Origin of the sequence: Mycobacterium sp. MYCO198283 (assembly GCF_021213805.1) — a bacterium.
In the GTDB taxonomy this organism is placed as follows: domain Bacteria; phylum Actinomycetota; class Actinomycetes; order Mycobacteriales; family Mycobacteriaceae; genus Mycobacterium.
Window position 1 is genome coordinate 1 of sequence record NZ_JAJQJI010000007.1, and the last position, 18,587, is coordinate 18,587.

17 protein-coding genes are annotated in these 18,587 nt (G+C 71.7%); 4 read left to right on the forward strand and 13 right to left on the reverse strand.

Features of this window, described 5'->3' with window-relative positions:
• Nucleotides 1-344: 344 nt before the first annotated feature.
• The gene (tyrS, locus tag LV457_RS14170; protein ID WP_232171851.1) at nt 345-1,631 is read right to left on the reverse strand and encodes a tyrosine--tRNA ligase; all 1,287 of its coding nucleotides are present in this window, start codon (nt 1,629-1,631) and stop codon (nt 345-347) included.
• A 22-nt stretch (nt 1,632-1,653) separates the two neighbouring features.
• Nucleotides 1,654-2,274, reverse strand: coding sequence for a DNA-3-methyladenine glycosylase (locus LV457_RS14175; RefSeq protein ID WP_232171852.1), 621 nt, complete (start codon nt 2,272-2,274; stop codon nt 1,654-1,656).
• Nucleotides 2,275-2,331: 57 nt separating this feature from the next.
• Between LV457_RS14175 and LV457_RS14180 the strand changes: the two genes are divergently transcribed.
• The 3 genes from LV457_RS14180 to LV457_RS14190 are packed head-to-tail and all read left to right on the forward strand — an operon-like array spanning nt 2,332 to nt 4,491.
• Nucleotides 2,332-3,102, forward strand: coding sequence for an ABC transporter ATP-binding protein (locus LV457_RS14180; RefSeq protein WP_232171853.1), 771 nt, complete (start codon nt 2,332-2,334; stop codon nt 3,100-3,102).
• An 11-nt stretch (nt 3,103-3,113) separates the two neighbouring features.
• Nucleotides 3,114-3,863, forward strand: a complete 750-nt coding sequence (locus LV457_RS14185) for an ABC transporter permease (RefSeq protein ID WP_232172110.1) — start codon at nt 3,114-3,116, stop codon at nt 3,861-3,863.
• A 4-nt stretch (nt 3,864-3,867) separates the two neighbouring features.
• Nucleotides 3,868-4,491, forward strand: a complete 624-nt coding sequence (locus tag LV457_RS14190; RefSeq protein ID WP_232171854.1) for a TetR family transcriptional regulator — start codon at nt 3,868-3,870, stop codon at nt 4,489-4,491.
• Here the strand turns inward: LV457_RS14190 and LV457_RS14195 are convergent.
• From LV457_RS14195 to LV457_RS14205, 3 genes are all read right to left on the reverse strand, one after another.
• Nucleotides 4,454-4,672: a Trm112 family protein gene (locus LV457_RS14195; RefSeq protein ID WP_232171855.1), complete on the reverse strand. Its 219-nt coding sequence runs from the start codon at nt 4,670-4,672 to the stop codon at nt 4,454-4,456. The two genes, LV457_RS14190 and LV457_RS14195, sit on opposite strands and share 38 nt — an antisense overlap.
• A 6-nt stretch (nt 4,673-4,678) precedes the next feature.
• Nucleotides 4,679-5,188, reverse strand: a complete 510-nt coding sequence (locus tag LV457_RS14200) for a hypothetical protein (RefSeq protein ID WP_232171856.1) — start codon at nt 5,186-5,188, stop codon at nt 4,679-4,681.
• A 61-nt stretch (nt 5,189-5,249) separates the two neighbouring features.
• A complete protein-coding gene (locus LV457_RS14205) occupies nt 5,250-8,219 on the reverse strand; it encodes an acyl-CoA synthetase (protein ID WP_374198852.1) in 2,970 nt (989 codons plus the stop codon).
• A gap of 118 nt (nt 8,220-8,337) precedes the next feature.
• Here LV457_RS14205 and LV457_RS14210 point away from each other — a divergent pair, with 118 nt between their 5' ends.
• Complete coding sequence (locus LV457_RS14210; protein WP_232171858.1) at nt 8,338-10,095, forward strand: ABC-F family ATP-binding cassette domain-containing protein; 1,758 nt, start codon at nt 8,338-8,340, stop codon at nt 10,093-10,095.
• A 36-nt stretch (nt 10,096-10,131) separates the two neighbouring features.
• Here LV457_RS14210 and argH read toward each other — a convergent pair whose 3' ends face one another.
• From argH to argC, 8 genes are read right to left on the reverse strand one after another with little or no spacing between them, the layout of a single operon-like run.
• Nucleotides 10,132-11,586, reverse strand: a complete 1,455-nt coding sequence (gene argH / locus LV457_RS14215; RefSeq protein ID WP_232171859.1) for an argininosuccinate lyase — start codon at nt 11,584-11,586, stop codon at nt 10,132-10,134.
• 55 nt (nt 11,587-11,641) lie between these two features.
• Nucleotides 11,642-12,844, reverse strand: coding sequence for an argininosuccinate synthase (locus LV457_RS14220; protein WP_232171860.1), 1,203 nt, complete (start codon nt 12,842-12,844; stop codon nt 11,642-11,644).
• Nucleotides 12,845-12,869: 25 nt separating this feature from the next.
• Complete coding sequence (locus LV457_RS14225) at nt 12,870-13,382, reverse strand: arginine repressor (RefSeq protein ID WP_232171861.1); 513 nt, start codon at nt 13,380-13,382, stop codon at nt 12,870-12,872.
• Nucleotides 13,358-14,290 (reverse strand): ornithine carbamoyltransferase, encoded by a 933-nt coding sequence (argF, locus tag LV457_RS14230; protein ID WP_232171862.1) that lies wholly within the window; start codon nt 14,288-14,290, stop codon nt 13,358-13,360. Before argF ends, LV457_RS14225 begins: the two co-directional genes overlap by 25 nt.
• The gene (locus tag LV457_RS14235; protein ID WP_232171863.1) at nt 14,287-15,483 is read right to left on the reverse strand and encodes an acetylornithine transaminase; all 1,197 of its coding nucleotides are present in this window, start codon (nt 15,481-15,483) and stop codon (nt 14,287-14,289) included. The genes argF and LV457_RS14235 overlap by 4 nt, the downstream gene beginning before the upstream one ends.
• The gene (gene argB / locus LV457_RS14240) at nt 15,480-16,346 is read right to left on the reverse strand and encodes an acetylglutamate kinase (RefSeq protein ID WP_232171864.1); all 867 of its coding nucleotides are present in this window, start codon (nt 16,344-16,346) and stop codon (nt 15,480-15,482) included. The genes LV457_RS14235 and argB overlap by 4 nt, the downstream gene beginning before the upstream one ends.
• Entirely contained in the window at nt 16,343-17,578 is a 1,236-nt protein-coding gene (gene argJ, locus LV457_RS14245; protein WP_374198853.1) for a bifunctional glutamate N-acetyltransferase/amino-acid acetyltransferase ArgJ, read from the reverse strand. Before argJ ends, argB begins: the two co-directional genes overlap by 4 nt.
• On the reverse strand, nt 17,533-18,576 hold the full coding sequence (gene argC, locus LV457_RS14250; RefSeq protein ID WP_232171866.1) for an N-acetyl-gamma-glutamyl-phosphate reductase: 1,044 nt from the start codon (nt 18,574-18,576) through the stop codon (nt 17,533-17,535). The genes argJ and argC overlap by 46 nt, the downstream gene beginning before the upstream one ends.
• Between the last annotated feature and the right edge of the window lie 11 nt (nt 18,577-18,587).

The following is an 18,587-nucleotide window of genomic DNA, read 5'->3' on the forward strand; positions in this document are numbered from 1 at the left end:
AAACCTGACAAACATCAACCAACAGGCTGACAAAAACAACCACACCCACAAACGGGAAAACAGGGTGCAGCCAAAAAACAACAAACAAAAACCACCAAACACACTATTGAGTTCTCAAACAACACACCCGTGCCGTTCGCGCAACCATCCCGCGGCATAGAGCCGCGTTCGTGTCGAGCGGACAGTGGAGACATCCGACCAGCGGATGATCCTCCGGGAGGCCGCCGCGCTCACCGGGCCGAAACCCGTGTCGCAGCGACCTGAGATAAGTTACGTCAGGGCTAACGCCGAGTCAAATCGCCTGCTAGACGGCGGATCTGAGCTGTCACGGCCGCACCGGTTCGTCACCGTCCGGATGCGTCGACCCGACGCACGCCGGCGACGTTCCGCTTCCCGCGGCGCAGCACCAGCCACTGGCCGTGAAGGAAGTCACCGGGTGACGGGCGCCAGTCCTCGTCGGTGATCCGCACGTTGTTGACCGAGACGCCGCCCTCGGCGATGGTGCGGCGGGCCGCTCCCCGGCTCGCCGACAATGCGGTGTCGACGAGGAGGTCGACGATGCCGTCCGGTGCCTCGGGCGCCAGGGTCGCCACGGTGGTCTCTTGCAACGCGGCGCGAAGCGTGCGTTCGTCGAGGGCGGCGAGGTCGCCGCGACCGAACAGCGCCTGGCTGGCGTGTTCCACCGCCCGGGTGGCCTGCTCGCCGTGGATCAGCGTGGTCAGCTCTTGGGCCAGGCGTCGCTGCGCCCGTCGTTCGTGGGGCCGGTTCGCGGTGGCGTCGGCGAGCTCGGCGAGCTCGCCGGCGGAAAGGAACGTGAACCAGCGCAGATAGCGCATCACGTCGGCGTCGGCGGTGTTGATGAAGTACTGGTACAGCGCGTACGGGCTCGTCAGCTCCGGGTCGAGCCAAAGGTTGCCGCCGCCGGTCGACTTCCCGAACTTGGTGCCGTCTGCGGCGGTGACCAGCGGCACGGTGAGGGCGTGGACGCTTCGACCCAACTGCTGGCGGACGAGCCGGACGCCGGCGACGATGTTGCCCCACTGGTCGGAGCCGCCGATCTGAAGCCGGCAACCATGGCGGCGGTGCAGCTCGACGTAGTCGTTGGCCTGCAACAGCATGTAGCTGAACTCCGTGTAGGAGATGCCCTCCCCCGCCAGCCGGCGCCGGATCGTGTCGCGGTCGAGCATCACGTTCACCGAGAAGTACTTCCCGATGTCGCGGAGGAACTCGATGGCACCGAGCTCGCGCGTCCAGGTCAGGTTGTTCTCGACGATCGCGCCGGTCGCCGACCCGTCGAAGTCGACGAACCGCTCGAGCTGCCCGCGGATGCGTTCGGCCCACTCCGCGACGGTGTCGGCCGTGTTCAAGGTGCGCTCCCCGACCTCGCGGGGATCACCGATCAGACCGGTGGCCCCGCCGGCCAGCAGGATCGGCCGATGACCCGCGCGCTGGAAGCGCCGGAGCGCGAGCAGCGGCACGAGATGTCCGGCGTGCAGGCTCGGCGCGGTCGGGTCGAATCCGGCGTACACCGTGACCGGTCCGGCGCTGATCTCGGCCGTCAGCGCGTCCAGGTCGGTCGACTGCGCGATCAGTCCGCGCCACTGCAACTCGTCGATGATCGTCGGGGACATGCTGCGATCTTTCCGCAGCCGCTCAATCGCTTCGCCCGGGGGCGACCGCGCGCGGGCTGCGCCGGTAGGCCGACACCTCGCGCCGATCCGCGAGCCAGAGCCGCCACGGGCGGTCGGCGGCCTGGGTCACCCCGACGCGCGGTCCGCTGACGATCTCGTCGTCGCCGGCCGGCCGGCTCAATCGCAGCCGCACCGGGCCGTGGTCGTCGAACAGGTCGCGGCCATTGTCGGCCAGCGTGATGCCGAGCGCCGCACACAGATTCCCCGGTCCCCGTGCCAGCGCGACGGGATCGGCCAGGTCTCGGCGCCGGCGGCGGGCCGCCGCAACACCGTCCTCGATGGCGGCGGCCCGCAGCAGCACGGCTGCGGCGGTGCCGTCCGGGCCGCACGACACATTTGCGCACACGTGGATGCCGTGGCTCCGATACGTGTACAGCCGCCCAGGCGGCCCGAACATCACCGCATTGCGGGGGCCGGGACCGCGGTACGAGTGTGCCGCGGCGTCCGGCCACGGGCCGCTCGGCGTGCCGCCATAGGCCTCGACCTCGACGATCACGGCGGTGACATCCCGTCCGGTGAGCCGGGCGCCGAGCAGTCGGCGGGCCGCGGCCACCGGGTCGACGAGCAGTTCCGCGGCACTCACCGAGCCGATTCTGCCCGGCCCTTGACACCGCCTGCCGCCGAGGCGGATATTCATCACATGATGAGTTCATCGAGCGGTGAAATGTGCGCGGGCGGGACGCCCGCGGTCGACATCCGCGGGCTCCGCGTCGTCCGTGGCGGCCGGCCGGCCCTGCACGACCTCACGGTGCGGATTGCCGCCGGCACCATCACCGGCCTGCTCGGGCCCTCGGGCTGCGGGAAGACGACCCTCATCCGCAGCATCGTGGGGACTCAGCTGATCGCCGCGGGGTCCGTCCGGGTGTTGGGACTGCCCGCCGGCTCGCCGGAGCTGCGGCACCGGATCGGCTACGTCACCCAGGCACCCACGGTGTACGACGACCTGCGGGTGGTCGACAACGTGCGCTACTTCGCGGCACTGCAGGGGGCGTCGACGGCCGACGCGGACGACGCCGTCGACCGGGTGGGACTGACGACGCACCGCACCGCGATGACCGGTTCCCTCTCGGGCGGCCAGCGCAGCCGCGTCTCGCTGGCGTGTGCGCTGGTCGGCCGGCCCGACCTCCTCCTGCTCGACGAACCCACCGTGGGCCTCGACCCGGTGCTGCGCACCGAACTATGGGACCAATTCGGCGAACTGGCTCGCGGCGGAACCACCCTGCTCGTCTCGAGCCATGTCATGGACGAGGCCGACCACTGCGGCGACCTGCTGCTGATGCGCGACGGCCGGCTGCTGACCCACACCACCCCGCAACGACTCCGGGAGGAGACCTCATGCACGTCACTGGAGGAAGCGTTCCTGTCCGTCATCCGGCGCAGCACCGATCCCCACGACGCGCCGGCGCGGTGACGACGAACGGCCTGCGGCCCTACCTCGCCACGACCCGCCGCATCCTGCGTCAGCTCGCCGCCGACCACCGGAGCATGGCGATGATCCTGGTGGTCCCCAGCGTGATCATCACGCTGATGTACTTCATGTTCCAGAACGTTCCGGTGCGGCCGGGCGCCCCGGCGCCCTTCCAGCACGCCTGCCTGATCCTGCTCGGGCTGCTGCCGCTGGTCGTGATGTTCCTGATCACCGCCATCTCGATGCAACGGGAGCGCGCTTCGGGAACCTTGGAGCGGATCCTGACCACGCCCCTGCGGCGCACCGACCTGCTCGCGGCCTACGGCACGGCGTTCTCGCTCGCGGCGGCCGCGCAGGCCACCGTCACCTGCCTGGTCGCGTTCTGGCTGCTCGGCTTCGAGACGTCCGGCCATCCGCTGTGGGTGTTCGTCATCGCAATCGCGAACGCCGTGCTCGGCGTCGGGCTGGGGCTGCTGTGCAGCGCCTTCGCCCGGACCGAGTTCCAGGCGGTGCAGTTCATGCCGGTGGTGGTGGTGCCGCAGCTGTTGCTGTGCGGCATCATCGTGTCCCGCAGCCTGATGCCGCAGTGGTTGGAGTGGATCAGCAACGCGCTGCCCGCAAGCTACGCACTCGAAGCGCTGCAGCAGGTGGGCACCCATCCGGATCTCACGTCGACCGCACTGCGTGACATCATCGTCGTCATGTCCTTTGCGATCGCGGCGCTCGGGCTGGCGGCAGCCACCTTGCGCCGCCGGACGCCCTGACGCGTTGCCGACGAGCGCCGCCGGGAAACGTCCGGGCCGTCCGCGCGGCGGATCGGACAGCCGGGACCGGATTCTGGCCAGTGCGCGGGAGCTGTTCGCCCGGAACGGGATCGGCAAGACCTCGGTGCGGGCGATCGCCGCCGACGCCGGGGTGGACTCCGCGCTGGTGCACCACTACTTCGGTACCAAGGAGCGGCTGTTCGCCGCCGCGATCGACGTCGACGTCGATCCGGGCGCGGTGCTGACGAGGCTGCGTGCGGCGCCCGTCGACGAGCTCGGCGTCGTGCTGCCGACACTGGTGCTGTCGCTGTGGGATTCGGAGGCCGGCGTCGGCTTCGTGGCGTCGCTGCGATCGGCGCTGGCCGGTGAACAGATCGCGATGTTCCGGTCGTTCCTGCGCGACGTCGTCGTCACCGAACTCGCGGCGAGGGTGGACGATCCCCCGGGCACCGGCGCGATACGGGCCGAATTCGTCGCAAGCCAGATCCTCGGCATCGCGGTGGCCCGCCACATCCTGCAGCTGGAACCCATGGCGTCGCTGCCGGTTCCCGCGATCGTCGAGATGATCGCGCCGAACCTGCAGCGCTACTTCACGACCGAGCTTCCGGCCGCCCTGCTCGAGCGATGAGCTCCTGGTGGCGCGCCTCGTCGACGTCCACCGCCTCGTCGATCAGCAACACCGGAATGCCGTCGTCGATGCGGTACGCCCGGCGCAGCCGCGGGTTGTAGAGCAGCTCGTCGCCGACCAGCAGCAACGGACCGCGATCTGCGGGGCAGACCAGGATGCTGAGCAGCCGTTCGTCGAGCACCGCCGGTCAGCCGCAGGATCCGCCGGGCACCGTGCCCGCGCTGGAACCGATCTTGTAGGTGCCGCCGCCGCCGATGGTGATACCGCTGGTGATCGGCGGATTGGAGGTGGCGAACGGATCGTTCGGGTCGCCCTGCACCACGCCGATGGACACCGGGCTCTGCTGGCCGGCGAGCAGCTGCTGCTCGGACTGCAGCACCTTCTGCGCGGCCACGGTGGTCTGCAGTGCCTTGATCAGCGGTCCCTGGTTCGGCCGCGACGACAGCGACTCCTCGATCGCGGCCAGCTGCGCCTTCGTGGGCCGGAAGCCCTGCGAGCTCAGGGTCAACGACTCGTTCAACAGGCTGGACACCGTGCCGGCGCCGCCGGCGGAGCTGTACTCGCACGCCAGGTCGCGGATCACGTCGGCGGAGGCGGTGGCCGTCCCGACGCCCAGCGAGACGCCGCTCACGGCGGCAGCCACCACGATGGTCGACGAGACGGCGGTCAGGAGCTTCTTCGGGCCGCGCAAGGGCATTCGTCCTCCAGCCGGTCGAGCGGGCGACCTGCTGCCGCCCGCGGGAAGCGTAACAGTGTCATCACGTCGGGCGCTCGCCCTCGAGCAGCGCCTCGCGGGCGGCAGCCGTCAGCCGCTTGTAGCCCCCGTCGGCGCCCAGGTACCAGGCGGAGCGGCCCGCCTTGGGGATGCCGCGCTTGCGCAGCGGTCCGACCGTCGGCCGGTAGGTCGCCGTCAGCGGTAGGTCGCCGACGACGTGCACGATGTCGGGCCGCTCGGCCGGTGGCAGCGGTGCGAGCACCTCGTTGAGGTCGCCGGCCGAGAGTTCGCCGCCCGGGCACAGCGTCATCGCGGTGACCGCCAGCTGGCGGCCGTTCACCGAGATGCAGTACGTGACCGCGAGATCCGCCCCGGCGAGCAGGCCGACCGCGTTGGTCACCGGTTCGGGGAACACCGGTCCGCGCTCGGTGTGGACGACGTTCGAGCGGTTCGCCACCAGCCAGTAGTCGCCGTCGGCGTCGCGGCGAAACAGGTACTCGGTGGAGATCCAGGTGTCGGCCGGCGCGAAGACACCGCGCTTGACGGATGCCTCGGGATCGATCGGGCCGCGCGGCCGTGCGAGCAGCACCCCGACCTCGCCGGTCTCGGCGCGACGGACGAACCCGCGGTCGTCCTCGAGGATGAGGTCGTCTTCGGGGTCGTAGGCGGCCAGGGCGATCTGGCCACCGCCGGGCAGCGGCCGGCCCTTGCTGCCGATCTTCGCGCCCGAGACGTTGGCCAGCACGGCTTGTCCGTCGGTGGTGGCGAAGAACTCCACGACGCCCGCGGGGGCGAAGTGGTCGGTGAGCCGCTTCCACAGACCGGTCGGCATCCCGGAGCCGATGAACAGCCGCACCGGGTGGTTGCCTTGCATCGTGAAGCCCGGATGGTCGATCACCTGGCGCAGCATCGCCCAGGTGTAGGACACCACCGTCACGCCGTAGCGGCGCACCTCGTGGATGAACCGGTCCGGCTGGAGGCCACGGGACAACGCGATGCGGGAGCCGCCGACGACCGCGCCGCCGAGCGCCACCAGCAGGCCCGACTGGTGGTGCAGCGGCGTGAGGCAGTACACGGTGTCCCCGCGCGACAGGTTCGCCGCCGACGCGGTGCCGAACGCCGACAGCGCCCAGCGGTGGTTGGTGATCTGCCGCGCGATCAGGTCGCCGCCGACGGAGCTGAACACGACGAACGCCAGGTCGCGGGCGAGCGCCGGGTTCGGGCGGTACCAGCCGGGCAGCGCCACCCCGTCGGGGTTGATCTTCTCCATGTCGATGACGTCGGAGTCCGCGGGCAGGTTGAGGTCGCGGCTCTCGCCGCCGCCGAGCACCAGCACCTGGATGGGGAGCTGCCGCGCCGCATCGAGGTTCGCCGGGTCGGTGATGATCTCGCTGACACCGCCGAGCCGCGCCGCCTTGGCGAGGTCGGCGTCGGGCGGCATCAGCACCGCCACCGCGCCCAGCCGGCTCAGCGCCGCGATCGCCACCAGGGCGCTGGGCCGCGTCTCCATCAGGACACCGACGTGCGCGCCCTGCCGCACGCCCACCGCGATGAGGCCACGCACGACGTTGTCGACGCGGCGGTCGACGGCCTCATAGGTGTGCACCCGGCCGTCGAACAGCAGGAACTCGCCGCTCGGCGCGCCCGCCGCCTGCTCGCCCATGATCCGGCCGAGCGAGATGCGGGTGTGGTCGTTGATCTGACCGAGGCGAGCCAGCCGCGGCAGCGTGCGGGCGGTCTCGACCGCGAGCGCACGGGCCGACTTGTTCACCGACACCGCCGCGCCCGCGGCGGAGCGCACGAGGTCCAGGGTGACCTCGGTGGCGGCGGCCGCGCCGTGTGCCAGGCGCGACGTCAGCGCGACGCCGCTCTGGTCCGGCTCGACCGGTTGCGACGACATCGGCGTCACGTCCTCGGGCATGTCGCCGCCCTCCTCCAGCCACCGCACCCAGGCGGCGACCGTCGGCCACGTCTCCGACGCTGCGCGGGATCCGACGACCAGGCCGAAGTGTCCTGCGCGGATGGAGAATTCGTAGACGTCGGCCTGCGGTGCGGCGCGTTTGATGCCGCGCACGGACGCCGGCTGCCCGATGTCGTCGACCTCGCCGACGACCGCCAGCACGGGGCAGTTGATGTCGTTGAGCGTCAGCAACTCGCCGTTGATGGAGAATCCGCCGGTCATCATCCGGTTGTGCGCGACGAACTGCTTGAGCAGCTCGGAGATGGCCGGGCCCGACCAGGCGATCCACCCTTCCGACGCCAGGAAGCGCCGCTGGTTCTCCCGCGGCAGCAGCGCTTCGCGGTCGTGGAGCTGGCGCAGGAAGTCGATGCGGGCCTGCGCCGTCTTGATCGGGTCGAGCATCTGGAAGCCGGTGCGCGCCAACCAGCCCGGGATGTCGATGCGGTTGAACACGTGGTCGGCCATGAAGTTCGCACCGGCGGCGCCGAGCCCGGCGGGGATCCCCAGGGGCAACGCGGCCAGCGTGTCGACGGGCGCACCGAACGTGATGATGCTCGCGAGGTCCTTCGACCGGCGGTAGGCGGCCGACTGGTAGCAGAACATGCCACCCTGCGAATAGCCGGCGAGGTGGACGTCGCGGTCGGTGATCCGCCGGACGGTGTCGACCGCCTCGCTGACCGCGACCACGTGGTCGGCGAGCGTGCGCTGCATGCCGCCCTCGACGCGATCCGGAGAACCGAAATCGATGACCCACGGGTCGATCCCGGCGCGGTGCAAGATACCGACCGCGCCGTCCTCACGGGTCACGTCCCACATGTCGGCCGACATCATCATCGGGTGCACCATCAGCACCGGCGGGCCGGCCGACCGGCTCCCGGGGCGGTCGTCGGCCGGGAAGTAGCGGCGTAGCCGGTACATCGGCACGCTCTCGACCACCTGGAACGGCGACGGCTTGGTGCCGGTTTCCAGGCCGCCGTACCGCAGCACCTCGATGCCGTTCTGCGCGGTCGCCAGCAGCCGACCGACCGGCCGGGTGATCGGCGACAGGCTCACCACGGCCGCTCCCTGCGCAGGACGCAAAAACCCCTCGTCACCGGGTCATCATGGCACAGCACCCGGTAGGCCCTCGGCGAGATCGGCACTCCGGGATAGCACCTAGGATCGGCGTGCGATGGCAAATCTCATCAACACCGAACGGGTGACCGTCAGCTACGGCACGCGCACGCTGTTGCGCGACGTGAGCCTCGGTGTCGACGACGGCGACGCGCTCGGTGTGGTGGGCCGCAACGGCGGCGGGAAGACGACGCTGCTCGAGGTGCTGACGAAGGTGCACCCGCCGGACAGCGGGCGGGTCACGCACACGGCGGGACTCTCGATCGGCTATCTGACGCAGGCCGACGAATTCGACGACACCGCGACCGTGCGCCGGATCGTCGTCAACGGCCGCGACGACCACGTCTGGGCCGCCGACGCCGCCACCCGGACCGTGGTGGAGCAGCTGTTGGGCGACGTGCCGATGGACGCATCGGTCCGCGGTCTCAGTGGCGGCGAGCGGCGGCGGGTGGCGCTGGCCGCAATCCTGCTCGGCGATCACGACGTGCTGGTGCTCGACGAGCCGACCAACCACCTCGACGTCGAGGCCATCGGCTGGCTGGCGCAGCAGCTCACCACCCGACGCCCGCGGGCGCTGATCGTGGTGAGCCACGACCGGTGGTTCCTCGACGCGGTGTGCACCCGGATGTGGGAGGTGCACGACGGCACGGTCGACGCCTACGACGGCGGCTACTCGGCGTACGTCCTCGCCCGCGCCGAGCGTCTCCGCCTCGCAGCGGGCGTCGCCGCGCGGCGCAAGAACCTGCTGCGCAAGGAGCTGGCGTGGCTGCGCCGCGGCCCACCCGCCCGCACGTCGAAACCGCGGTTCCGCATCCAGGCCGCGAACGCGCTGATCGCCGACGAACCGCCGCCACGCGACCCGCTGGTGCTGCAGCGGTTTGCGATGTCGCGGCTGGGCAAGGACGTCTTCGACCTGCATCGGGTGATGCTCGAGGTTGGCGATCCGCCGCAGCGGGTGCTCGACGGGCTCGACTGGTCCATCGGACCGGGCGCCCGGATCGGGCTGGTCGGGGTCAACGGCAGCGGTAAGACGACGGTGCTGCGGCTGCTGGCCGGTGACCTGCAGCCGACGGCGGGCACCGTCAAGCGCGGGACGACGCTGCGGATCGGGCATCTGAGCCAGGGGCTGAGCGAGCTCGACCCGGCCGACCGGGTGCTCGACGCGGTCGAGAGCCGCCGCCGCATCACCGAGCTGGCGGGCGGTCGCGAGACGAGCGTGTCGACACTGCTGGAGGAGTTCGGCTTCACCGGCGACAAGCTGACCACCCGCATCGGCGAGCTGTCCGGCGGCGAGAAGCGCCGGCTGCAGTTCCTGCGGATGCTGCTCGACGAGCCGAACGTGCTGTTGCTCGACGAGCCCACCAACGACTTGGACATCGACACCCTGACCGTCATCGAGGACTACCTCGACGGCTGGCCCGGCACCCTGCTCGTCGTCACCCACGACCGGTACTTCCTGGAGCGGGTCTGCGACGTCACCTACGCGATGACCGGCGACGGGCGGTGCGTCATGCTGCCGGGTGGGCTTGACCAGTACCTGGAGCAGCGCAGCGGCCGCGAGCAGAACCCGTCGCGGGCACAACCGGTCGAGCGCGGCGAGTCCGACGCGGCACGGCAGCGCCGCACCGCCAAGGAGTTGGGCCGCATCGAAAGTCAGCTCGGCAAGCTGGACGACCGGATCGGCCGGCTGCACCAGACCATGGCCGACGCCGCCAACGATCACGTGCGGCTCGGTGAGCTCAACCGCGAACTGGACGACCTCCAGACCCGCAAGGACGAGCTGGAGAACGCCTGGCTGGCCGCCGCCGACGACTGACGATCCGCGTCGACCCGTCGGCGCACCGGACGCGGGTCAGCCGAGGAGGCGTGCCGCGAGCCGGTCGGCGGTCTCGCGCACCACGGCGAGCTGGCGGGCGACCTGGGCGGGTGCGGTGCCGCCGCGGGCGTCGCGGGACGCCACCGACCCTTCGATCGTGAGCACGTCGCGCACCTCCCCGGTGAGCGTCGGGTGGATGGCGGCGAACTCGTCGTCTCCGAGGTCGGCCAGCCCGACGCCGCGGGCCTCCGCCGCCCGCACCGCGGCGCCCGCTGCCTCGTGCGCGATCCGGAACGGCACGCCGCGGCGCACCATCCACTCGGCGATGTCGGTGGCCAGGGTGTAGCCGGCCGGGGCCAGCGCCGCCATGCGATCGGTGTGAAAGGTCAGGGTGCCGACCAGCCCCGCCATCGCCGGCAGCAGCAGCTCGAGTTGCGCCACTGCGTCGAACAGCGGCTCCTTGTCCTCCTGCAGGTCGCGGTTGTACGCCAGCGGCTGCGCCTTGAGCGTCGCGAGCAGCCCGGTGAGGTTGCCGATCAACCGCCCGGCCTTGCCGCGCGCCAGCTCCGCGATGTCCGGGTTCTTCTTCTGCGGCATGATCGAGCTGCCCGTCGACCACGCGTCGTGCAGCGTCACGTAGCCGAACTCCGTCGAGCTCCACAGAATGACGTCCTCGGCCAGCCGGGACAGGTCGACGGCGATCATCGCGAAGACGAACGCGGCCTCGGCGGCGAAGTCCCGGGCAGCGGTCGCGTCGATCGAGTTGTCCGCCGCGGCCGCGAAGCCGAGATCGGCCGCGATCGCGTCGGGATCGAGGCCCAGCGACGACCCGGCCAGCGCGCCGGAGCCGTACGGGGACACCGCGGCGCGGCGGTCGGCGTCGGCGAGCCGGTCGAGGTCGCGCAGCAGCGGATGCGCGTGCGCCAGCAGGTGGTGGGCCAGCATCACCGGCTGCGCCGACTGCAAATGGGTCTTGCCCGGCATGATCGCGGTCGGGTGGGCGGCCGCCTGCGTCGTCAGCGCCGAGATGACCTGTAGCGCGCCGCGGGCGACGCGTCGGACGGCGTCGCGGAGCCACAGCCGAAACAGCGTCGCCACCTGGTCGTTGCGGGACCGGCCCGCGCGCAGCCGGCCGCCGAGGTCGGCGCCGACGCGTTCGATCAGGCCGCGTTCCAGCGCACCGTGCACGTCCTCGTCGCTGTCGGCCGGGCCGAAGCTGCCGTCGGCGACGTCGGCGGCGAGCTGGTTGAGGCCGGCGAGCAGGCCGTCGCGTTGCTCGTCGGTCAGCAGGCCGGCGGCGTGCAGCACCTTGGTGTGCGCCGTGGACGCCGCGATGTCGTAGGGCGCGAGCACCCAGTCGAAGTGCGTCGACTTGCTGAGTGCGGCCAGCGCCGGCGACGGGCCAGCGGCGAACCGGCCGCCCCACAGCGATCCCTCGTTGGTGCCGCCGGTGCTCACCGAAGCCCCGCGAGCGTGCGCTGTTGTCCGCATTGCGCGGCGTGCCGGCGTACAGACACGCACGGTCGCGGTGACGGGGGGGCGGCGGTCACGTGAGGCCCAGGTCGCGGCGGGCCGAGATCGCCGAGCTCAGGCCGTGGACGTGGACGAAGCCCTTGGCGGCCGACTGGTCGAAGGTGTCGCCCTCGTCGTAGGTCGCCAGGTTGAAGTCGTAGAGAGATTCCCGGCTCCGGCGTCCGTTCACCGCGATGTGCCCGCCGTGCAGCACGAGCCGGATCTCGCCGCTGACGTGCTCCTGCGTGTGCGCGACGAAGGCCTCGAGCGCGGTCTTGAGCGGCGAGTACCACAGCCCGTCGTATACCAGCTCGCTCCACCGCTGGTCGGTGTGCCGCTTGAACCGGCCCAGTTCGCGCTCGAGGGTGACGTGCTCCAGCTCGGTGTGCGCGGTGATGAGCACCATCGCCCCGGGCGCCTCGTAGATCTCGCGGCTCTTGATGCCCACCAGCCGGTCCTCCACCACGTCGAGCCGGCCGACGCCCTGCGCGCCGCCGCGGCGATTCAGCTCGACGATCGCCTCCAGCACCGACACCGGACGGCCGTCGACGGAGACCGGCACCCCGCGCTCGAAGCCGACGACCACCTCGTCGGGCGTGCTCCAGTTGACGGTCGGATCCTCGGTGTAGTCGTAGACGTCCTTGGTCGGCGCGTTCCACAGGTGCTCCAGGAAGCCCGTCTCGACCGCCCGGCCCCAGACGTTCTGGTCGATCGAGAACGGCGAGCGCTTGGTGACGTTGATCGGGATGGCGTTCTCCTCGGCGAATGCGATGGCCTTCTCGCGGGTCCAGGCGTAGTCGCGGACCGGTGCCAGCACCTGCAGATCCGGTGCGAGCGAGGCGAAACCGACCTCGAAGCGCACCTGGTCGTTGCCCTTGCCGGTGCAGCCGTGCGCGACGGTGCTGCCGCCGTGCTCGCGGGCCGCCGCCACCAGGTGCTTGACGATCAGCGGCCGGCTGATCGCCGACACCAGCGGATAGCGGTCCATGTAGAGCGCGTTCGACTGGATGGTCGGCAGGCAGTACTGCTCGGCGAACTCGTCGCGGGCGTCGACGACGACGGCCTCCACCGCGCCGCAGTCGAGCGCACGCTGCCGCACCACCTCCATGTCCTCGCCGCCCTGGCCGAGATCGATCGCCACGGCGACGACCTCGCGGCCGGTCTCCTTGCCGATCCAGCTGATCGCCACCGAGGTGTCGAGCCCGCCGGAGTAGGCCAGGATGACGCGTTCGGACATGAGGGGTTCTCCTTACTCGGTACTGCTAGGTGAGGGTCTCGAACCGGTGCGCCAGCTCGGCGCCGGTGACGGGCTCGCGGGCGACGACGGCGATGGTGTCGTCGCCGGCGATGGTGCCCACGACGTAGGGCAGCGCGGCCCGGTCGATCGCGTTGGCGAGATAGTGCGCCGCGCCGGGCGGGGTGCGCAGCACCGCGAGGTTGCCGCTGGCGTCGGTGGACACCAGCAGGTCGCCCAGCAGCCGCGACAGCCGCTCGGTGCCACCGGACACGCCGCGCACCGGGCTGCCGTCCTCGGGCACCACGTAGACGCCCGGTCCGCCGTCGGCGCCGCGCAGCTTGACCGCCCCGAGCTCGTCGAGATCGCGGGACAGCGTCGCCTGGGTGACCTCGATGCCCTCGGCGGCCAGCGCCGCCGCGAGCTCACCCTGGCTGCGCACAGCACGCTCGGCGAGGATGGCGACGATGCGTGCCTGCCGGCCGGCGCGGTTCGTGCTGACCTCGGGCGCCGAGCTCACGACGACTGCTCCAGCAGCCACACCAGTAGCGCCTTTTGGGCGTGGAGCCGGTTCTCGGCCTCGTCCCACACCGCGCTGCGCGGCCCGTCGAGCACCTCGTCGGTGATCTCCTCGCCGCGGTGGGCGGGCAGGCAGTGCAGCACGACGGCAGCCGAATCGGCGAGCGCCAGCAGGTCGCCGTTCACTTGGTAGGGGCGGAACGGTCCGACGCGGTCGAGGCCGTCGTCCTCCTGCCCCATCGACGTCCAGGTGTCGGTGACCAGGACATCGGCGCCGCGGGCGGCGGCCGCGGGATCGTCGGTGACCTCGACGCGGGCCCCGGTCTGGGTGGCGCGCTCGCGGGCCGCGGCCAGCACGCCCGCGGCCGGGGAAAAGGCGGCGGGCGCGGCGACCGTGACGTCGATCCCGGCGGTCACGCCGCCCAGCAGCAGCGAGTGCGCCATGTTGTTGGCGCCGTCACCGAAGTAGGACATCCGCAGGCCCCGCAGCGACCCCTTGCGCTCGGCGAGCGTCTGCAGGTCGGCGAGCACCTGGCAGGGATGGAAGTCGTCGGAGAGCGCGTTGACGACCGGCACCGTCGCCCCGGCGGCCATCGCCGTCAGCCGCTCCTGGCCGAAGGTGCGCCACACGATGGCGTCGACGAAGCGCGACAGCACCCGGCCGGTGTCTTCGAGCGTCTCGTCGCGGCCGAGCTGCGTACTGCGGCCGTCGACGACCACGGCGTGGCCGCCGAGCTGGGCGATGCCGACCTCGAACGAAAACCGGGTGCGCGTGGAGTTCTTGTCGAAGATCACCGCGACGCCGCGCGGCCCCTCCAACGGGCGGCGGCTGGTCGGCGCGCGCTTCAGTTCGGCGGCCAGCGCGAGGATCTCGGCCTGCTCGGCGGGCTGCAGATCGTCATCGCGCAGCAGGTGGCGCGGCCCGCTCACGACGCCACGCTCGCGTCGAGCACGGCGGGCAGGGCGGTGAGAAACGACTCCAGCTGCGCGTCGGTGAGGATCAGCGGCGGCGCGAGCCGCACCACGTCGGGCGCGGCGGCGTTCACCAGGAAGCCGGCGTCGCGCGCGGCGAGCTCGACGGCCTTGGCCTGCGGCTCCGTCAGCACGATCCCACACAGCAGGCCGCGGCCCCGGACGTGGTCGACCAGCGGATGGTGCAGCGCCTCGATGCCGGAGTGCAGCGTCTTGCCCAGCGCCGCAGCACGATTCAGCAGATCGTCGGCGGCCAGCGTGCGCAGCACGGCGAGGGCGGCGGCCGCGCACACCGGGTTCCCGCCGAACGTGCTGCCGTGCAGGCCGGGCGTCAGCAGGTCGGCCGCGTCGCCGACGGCCAGGCAGGCGCCGATGGGCAGCCCGCCGCCGAGGCCCTTGGCGAGCGTCACCACGTCGGGCGTGATGCCGGCCTGCTGGTGGGCGAAAAACGTTCCGGTGCGGCCCATTCCGGTCTGTACCTCGTCGAGCACCAGCAACGCGCCGTGCCGGGTCGTCACCTCGCGGGCCGCCGCCAGATAGCCGGGCGGCGGCGTGACGACGCCGCCCTCCCCCATGATCGGCTCGAGGAACACCGCGGCGGTGCGATCGTCGACCGCCGCGGTGAGCGCCTCGACGTCGCCGTAGGGCACGTGGCTGACGTCGCCGGGCAGCGGCGCGAACGGCGCCTGCTTCGCCGGCTGGCCGGTGAGCGCCAGCGACCCCATGGTGCGGCCGTGGAAAGCGCCCTGTGCCGCAACGATCTTCGTCCGGCCGGTCAGCCGGGTGATCTTGAACGCGACCTCGTTGGCCTCGGCGCCGGAGTTGCAGAAGAAGACCCTGGCCGTGACGTCCGCCGTCGCCCCGCCGACGCCCAGGTGCGCGACGAGCGCCTCGGCGAGCGCGATCGCGGGTTCGGTCGCGTACAGGTTCGAGGTGTGCCCGAGCGTCGACAGTTGTTCGGTGACCGCGGCGATCACCGCCGGGTGGCGGTGGCCGAGCAGGTTCACCGCGATCCCGCCGAGCAGGTCGAGGTAGCTCTTGCCCGCCTCGTCGACCACCACCGCGCCGTCGCCGCTCACCAGCGCCAGCGGCGGGGTGCCGTAGTTGTTCATCATCACGGCGTTCCACCGCGTCAACAGTTCGTCCGTCATCGAATGACCTTCGTTCCCGTTCCGGCGTCGGTGAACAATTCGACCAGCACGCAGTGCTCGACGCGGCCGTCGATCACGTGGGCGCTGGGCACACCGCCGCCGACCGCCCGCAGGCAGGCCTCGATCTTGGGCACCATGCCGGTCTCCAGCGTCGGCAGCAGCTGCGCGAGCGCGGCGCTGTCGATCTCGCTGACCAGCGACCCGCGGTCCGGCCAGCGGGTGTACAGGCCCTCGATGTCGGTGAGCATCAGCAGTCGGTGCGCTCCGAGCGCCTCGGCCAGCGCGGCCGCGGCGGTGTCGGCGTTGATGTTGTGGACCACGCCGTCGGCGTCCGGGGCGATGGTCGACACCACCGGGATGCGGCCGGCGGCAATGAGATCCACCACCGCGGCGGTGTTCACCCGATCGACGTCGCCGACCAGCCCGATGTCGGTGGCCACGCCGTCGACGAGCACGCTGCGCCGCACCGCGGTGAACAACCCGGCGTCCTCGCCGGTGATGCCGACCGCGTACGGGCCGTGCGCGTTGATCAGGCCGACCAGCTCGCGGCCGACCTGCCCGAAGAGCACCATCCGGGCGACGTCGAGCACCTCGGGCGTGGTGACGCGGAAGCCGCCCTTGAACTCGCCGGCGATCCCGAGGCGCGTCAGCATGGCGGTGATCTGCGGGCCGCCGCCGTGCACGACGACCGGGTGGATGCCGCAGTTGCGCAGGAACACCATGTCGGCGGCGAACGCGGCTTTGAGCGCGTCGTCGGTCATCGCGTTGCCGCCGTACTTGACCACGACGATCTTGTCGTGCAGCTCCTTGAGCCACGGCAGCGCTTCGGCCAGCACCCGGGCCTTCGTCGGGGTGGCGGTCACGAGCTGTACGCCGAGTTCTCTTCGACGTAGCCGTGTGAGAGGTCCGTGGTGCGGATCGCGGCCCGGGCCTCACCCAGCCCGAGGTCCACCGTCACCTCGATGTCCTCGCCGGACAGGTCGACCTCCCGCGCGCCGGGTACGCCGGTGCCGTCGGTGAACACGGCGGTGCCGTTGAACGCCACGGTGATCCGCTCGGGGTCGAGGGTCACCGGGGCCATGCCCACGGCGGCGACCACGCGCCCCCAGTTGGGATCCGAGCCGAACAGCGCGGTCTTGACGAGGCTGTCGCGGGCCACGGTCCGGGCGACGGCGACGGCGTCGTCCTCGGTCGGCGCGCCGGACACTGTGACGACGACGCGCTTGGTGACTCCCTCGGCGTCGGCCTGCAGCTGCGCGCACAGGTCGTCGCAGACGGCGCGCACTGCGGCGTCCAGCTCGTCTCGGCCCGGCCGCACCTCGCTGGCGCCGGAGGCGAGCAGCAGCACCGTGTCGTTGGTGGAGCAGCTGCCGTCGATGTCGAGCCGGTCGAACGTCTGCGCCGCCGCGTGTCGCAGCGCGCGGTCCAGCGCGGCGGCGTCGGCGACCGCGTCCGTCGTGATCACCGCGAGCATCGTGGCCAGCGACGGCGCCAGCATGCCGGCGCCCTTGGCCATGCCGCCGACGGTCCAGTTGCCCGGGTGGTGCAGCGCCACCTGCTTGGGCACGGTGTCGGTGGTCATGATCGCCTCGGCGGCCTCGGTGCCGCCGGACAGCCCGCCGCCGATCTCGTGCACGATGTCCCGGACGCCGGCGAGCACCCGATCCATCGGCAGCCGGTCGCCGATCAGCCCGGTCGAGCACACGCCGACCTCGATGGCCCCGGTCTCGGTGCCCCAGTCGCTGAGCGCCGCCGCGACGGCTTCGGCGGTGGCATGGGTGTCCTGGAACCCCGCGGGCCCGGTGCAGGCGTTGGCGCCGCCGGAGTTGAGCACCACCGCCCGCAGCCGGCCGGTGGTGAGCACCTGCCGGGTCCACAGCACCGGCGCGGCCTTGATCTGGTTGCGGGTGAAGACGCCGGCCGCGGCGTGGTCCGGACCCTCGTTGAGCACCAGCGCCAGGTCACGCTTGCCCGACGCCTTGATGCCCGCGGCGATGCCGGCGGCACGGAAACCGGCCGGGGCGGTGACGCCCTGGCTGCGCAGCAGCGTCACGGCGCCACTCCGACCGTCGAGAGCCCGTCGGTCTCGGGCCAACCGAGCGCCAGGTTCATCGACTGCACCGCGGCGCCCGCCGTGCCCTTGACGAGGTTGTCGATCGCGCACACCGCCACGAACGTCGAGGCGTCCTCGTCGACGCCGACGGCCAGTTGCGCGGCGTTGCTGCCGATGACCGAGCCGGTGCGCGGCAGAGCGCCGTCGGCCAGCAGGTGGATGAACGGCTCTGCGCCGTAGGCCTTTTCGTAGGCGGCGCGCAGCTCCGACGACGACGCCGTGGTGCGCGCGGTGCACGTCGCGAGGATGCCCCGGGACATCGGGACGAGTACGGGCGTGAACGACACCGTGACCTCGCCGTCGCCCGCGGCGCGCAGCCCCTGCGCGATCTCGGGCGTGTGCCGGTGTGCGCCCGCGATGTTGTAGGCCCGCGCCGACCCCATCACCTCCGAACCCAGCAGGTCGGTCTTGGCGGCCCGGCCGGCGCCCGACGTGCCGCTGACGGCGACGATCGTGACCGCCGGCTCGATGAGGCTCGCTGCGACGGCCGGCCACAGCGCGAGCAGCGCCGCGGTCGGATAGCAGCCGGGCACGGCGACGCGCCGGGTCCCCCGCAGGCGGTCGCGGCCACCGGGCAGCTCGGGCAGGCCGTAGGGCCAGCTGCCCGCATGCTCGCCGCCGTAGAAGCGGTTCCACACGCTCGCGTCGGTCAGCCGGAAATCAGCGCCGCAGTCGATGATGAGCGGGTCCGAACCCAGCTGCTCGGCGAGCACCGCGGAGTGGCCGTGCGGCAGCGCGAGGAACACCACGTCGTGGCCGGCGAGCGTCTGGGCGTCGGTGTTCTCCAGCACCCGGTCGGCCAGCGGCAGCAGGTGCGGATGATGCTCGGCGAGCCGGCTGCCGGCGCTGGCCGCGGCGGTCAACGCGCCGATGGTCAACCGGCCGTCGGCCAGCGCGGGATGGCCGAGCAGCAGCCGCAGGATCTCACCGCCGGCATATCCGCTGGCGCCGGCCACCGCTACGCTCAGGGACGAGGTCATGCCGTCAGTGT

What these genes read in the sequence shown, in the direction of transcription:
- LV457_RS14220 (WP_232171860.1), bottom strand. Translation starts at nt 12,844, where the DNA reads ATGTCCGAACGCGTCATCCTGGCCTACTCCGGCGGGCTCGACACCTCG.
- LV457_RS14235 (WP_232171863.1), bottom strand. Translation starts at nt 15,483, where the DNA reads ATGACGGACGAACTGTTGACGCGGTGGAACGCCGTGATGATGAACAAC.
- argC (WP_232171866.1), bottom strand. Translation starts at nt 18,576, where the DNA reads ATGACCTCGTCCCTGAGCGTAGCGGTGGCCGGCGCCAGCGGATATGCC.
- LV457_RS14180 (WP_232171853.1), top strand. Translation starts at nt 2,332, where the DNA reads ATGATGAGTTCATCGAGCGGTGAAATGTGCGCGGGCGGGACGCCCGCG.
- LV457_RS14200 (WP_232171856.1), bottom strand. Translation starts at nt 5,188, where the DNA reads ATGCCCTTGCGCGGCCCGAAGAAGCTCCTGACCGCCGTCTCGTCGACC.
- LV457_RS14210 (WP_232171858.1), top strand. Translation starts at nt 8,338, where the DNA reads ATGGCAAATCTCATCAACACCGAACGGGTGACCGTCAGCTACGGCACG.
- tyrS (WP_232171851.1), bottom strand. Translation starts at nt 1,631, where the DNA reads ATGTCCCCGACGATCATCGACGAGTTGCAGTGGCGCGGACTGATCGCG.
- argH (WP_232171859.1), bottom strand. Translation starts at nt 11,586, where the DNA reads ATGCGGACAACAGCGCACGCTCGCGGGGCTTCGGTGAGCACCGGCGGC.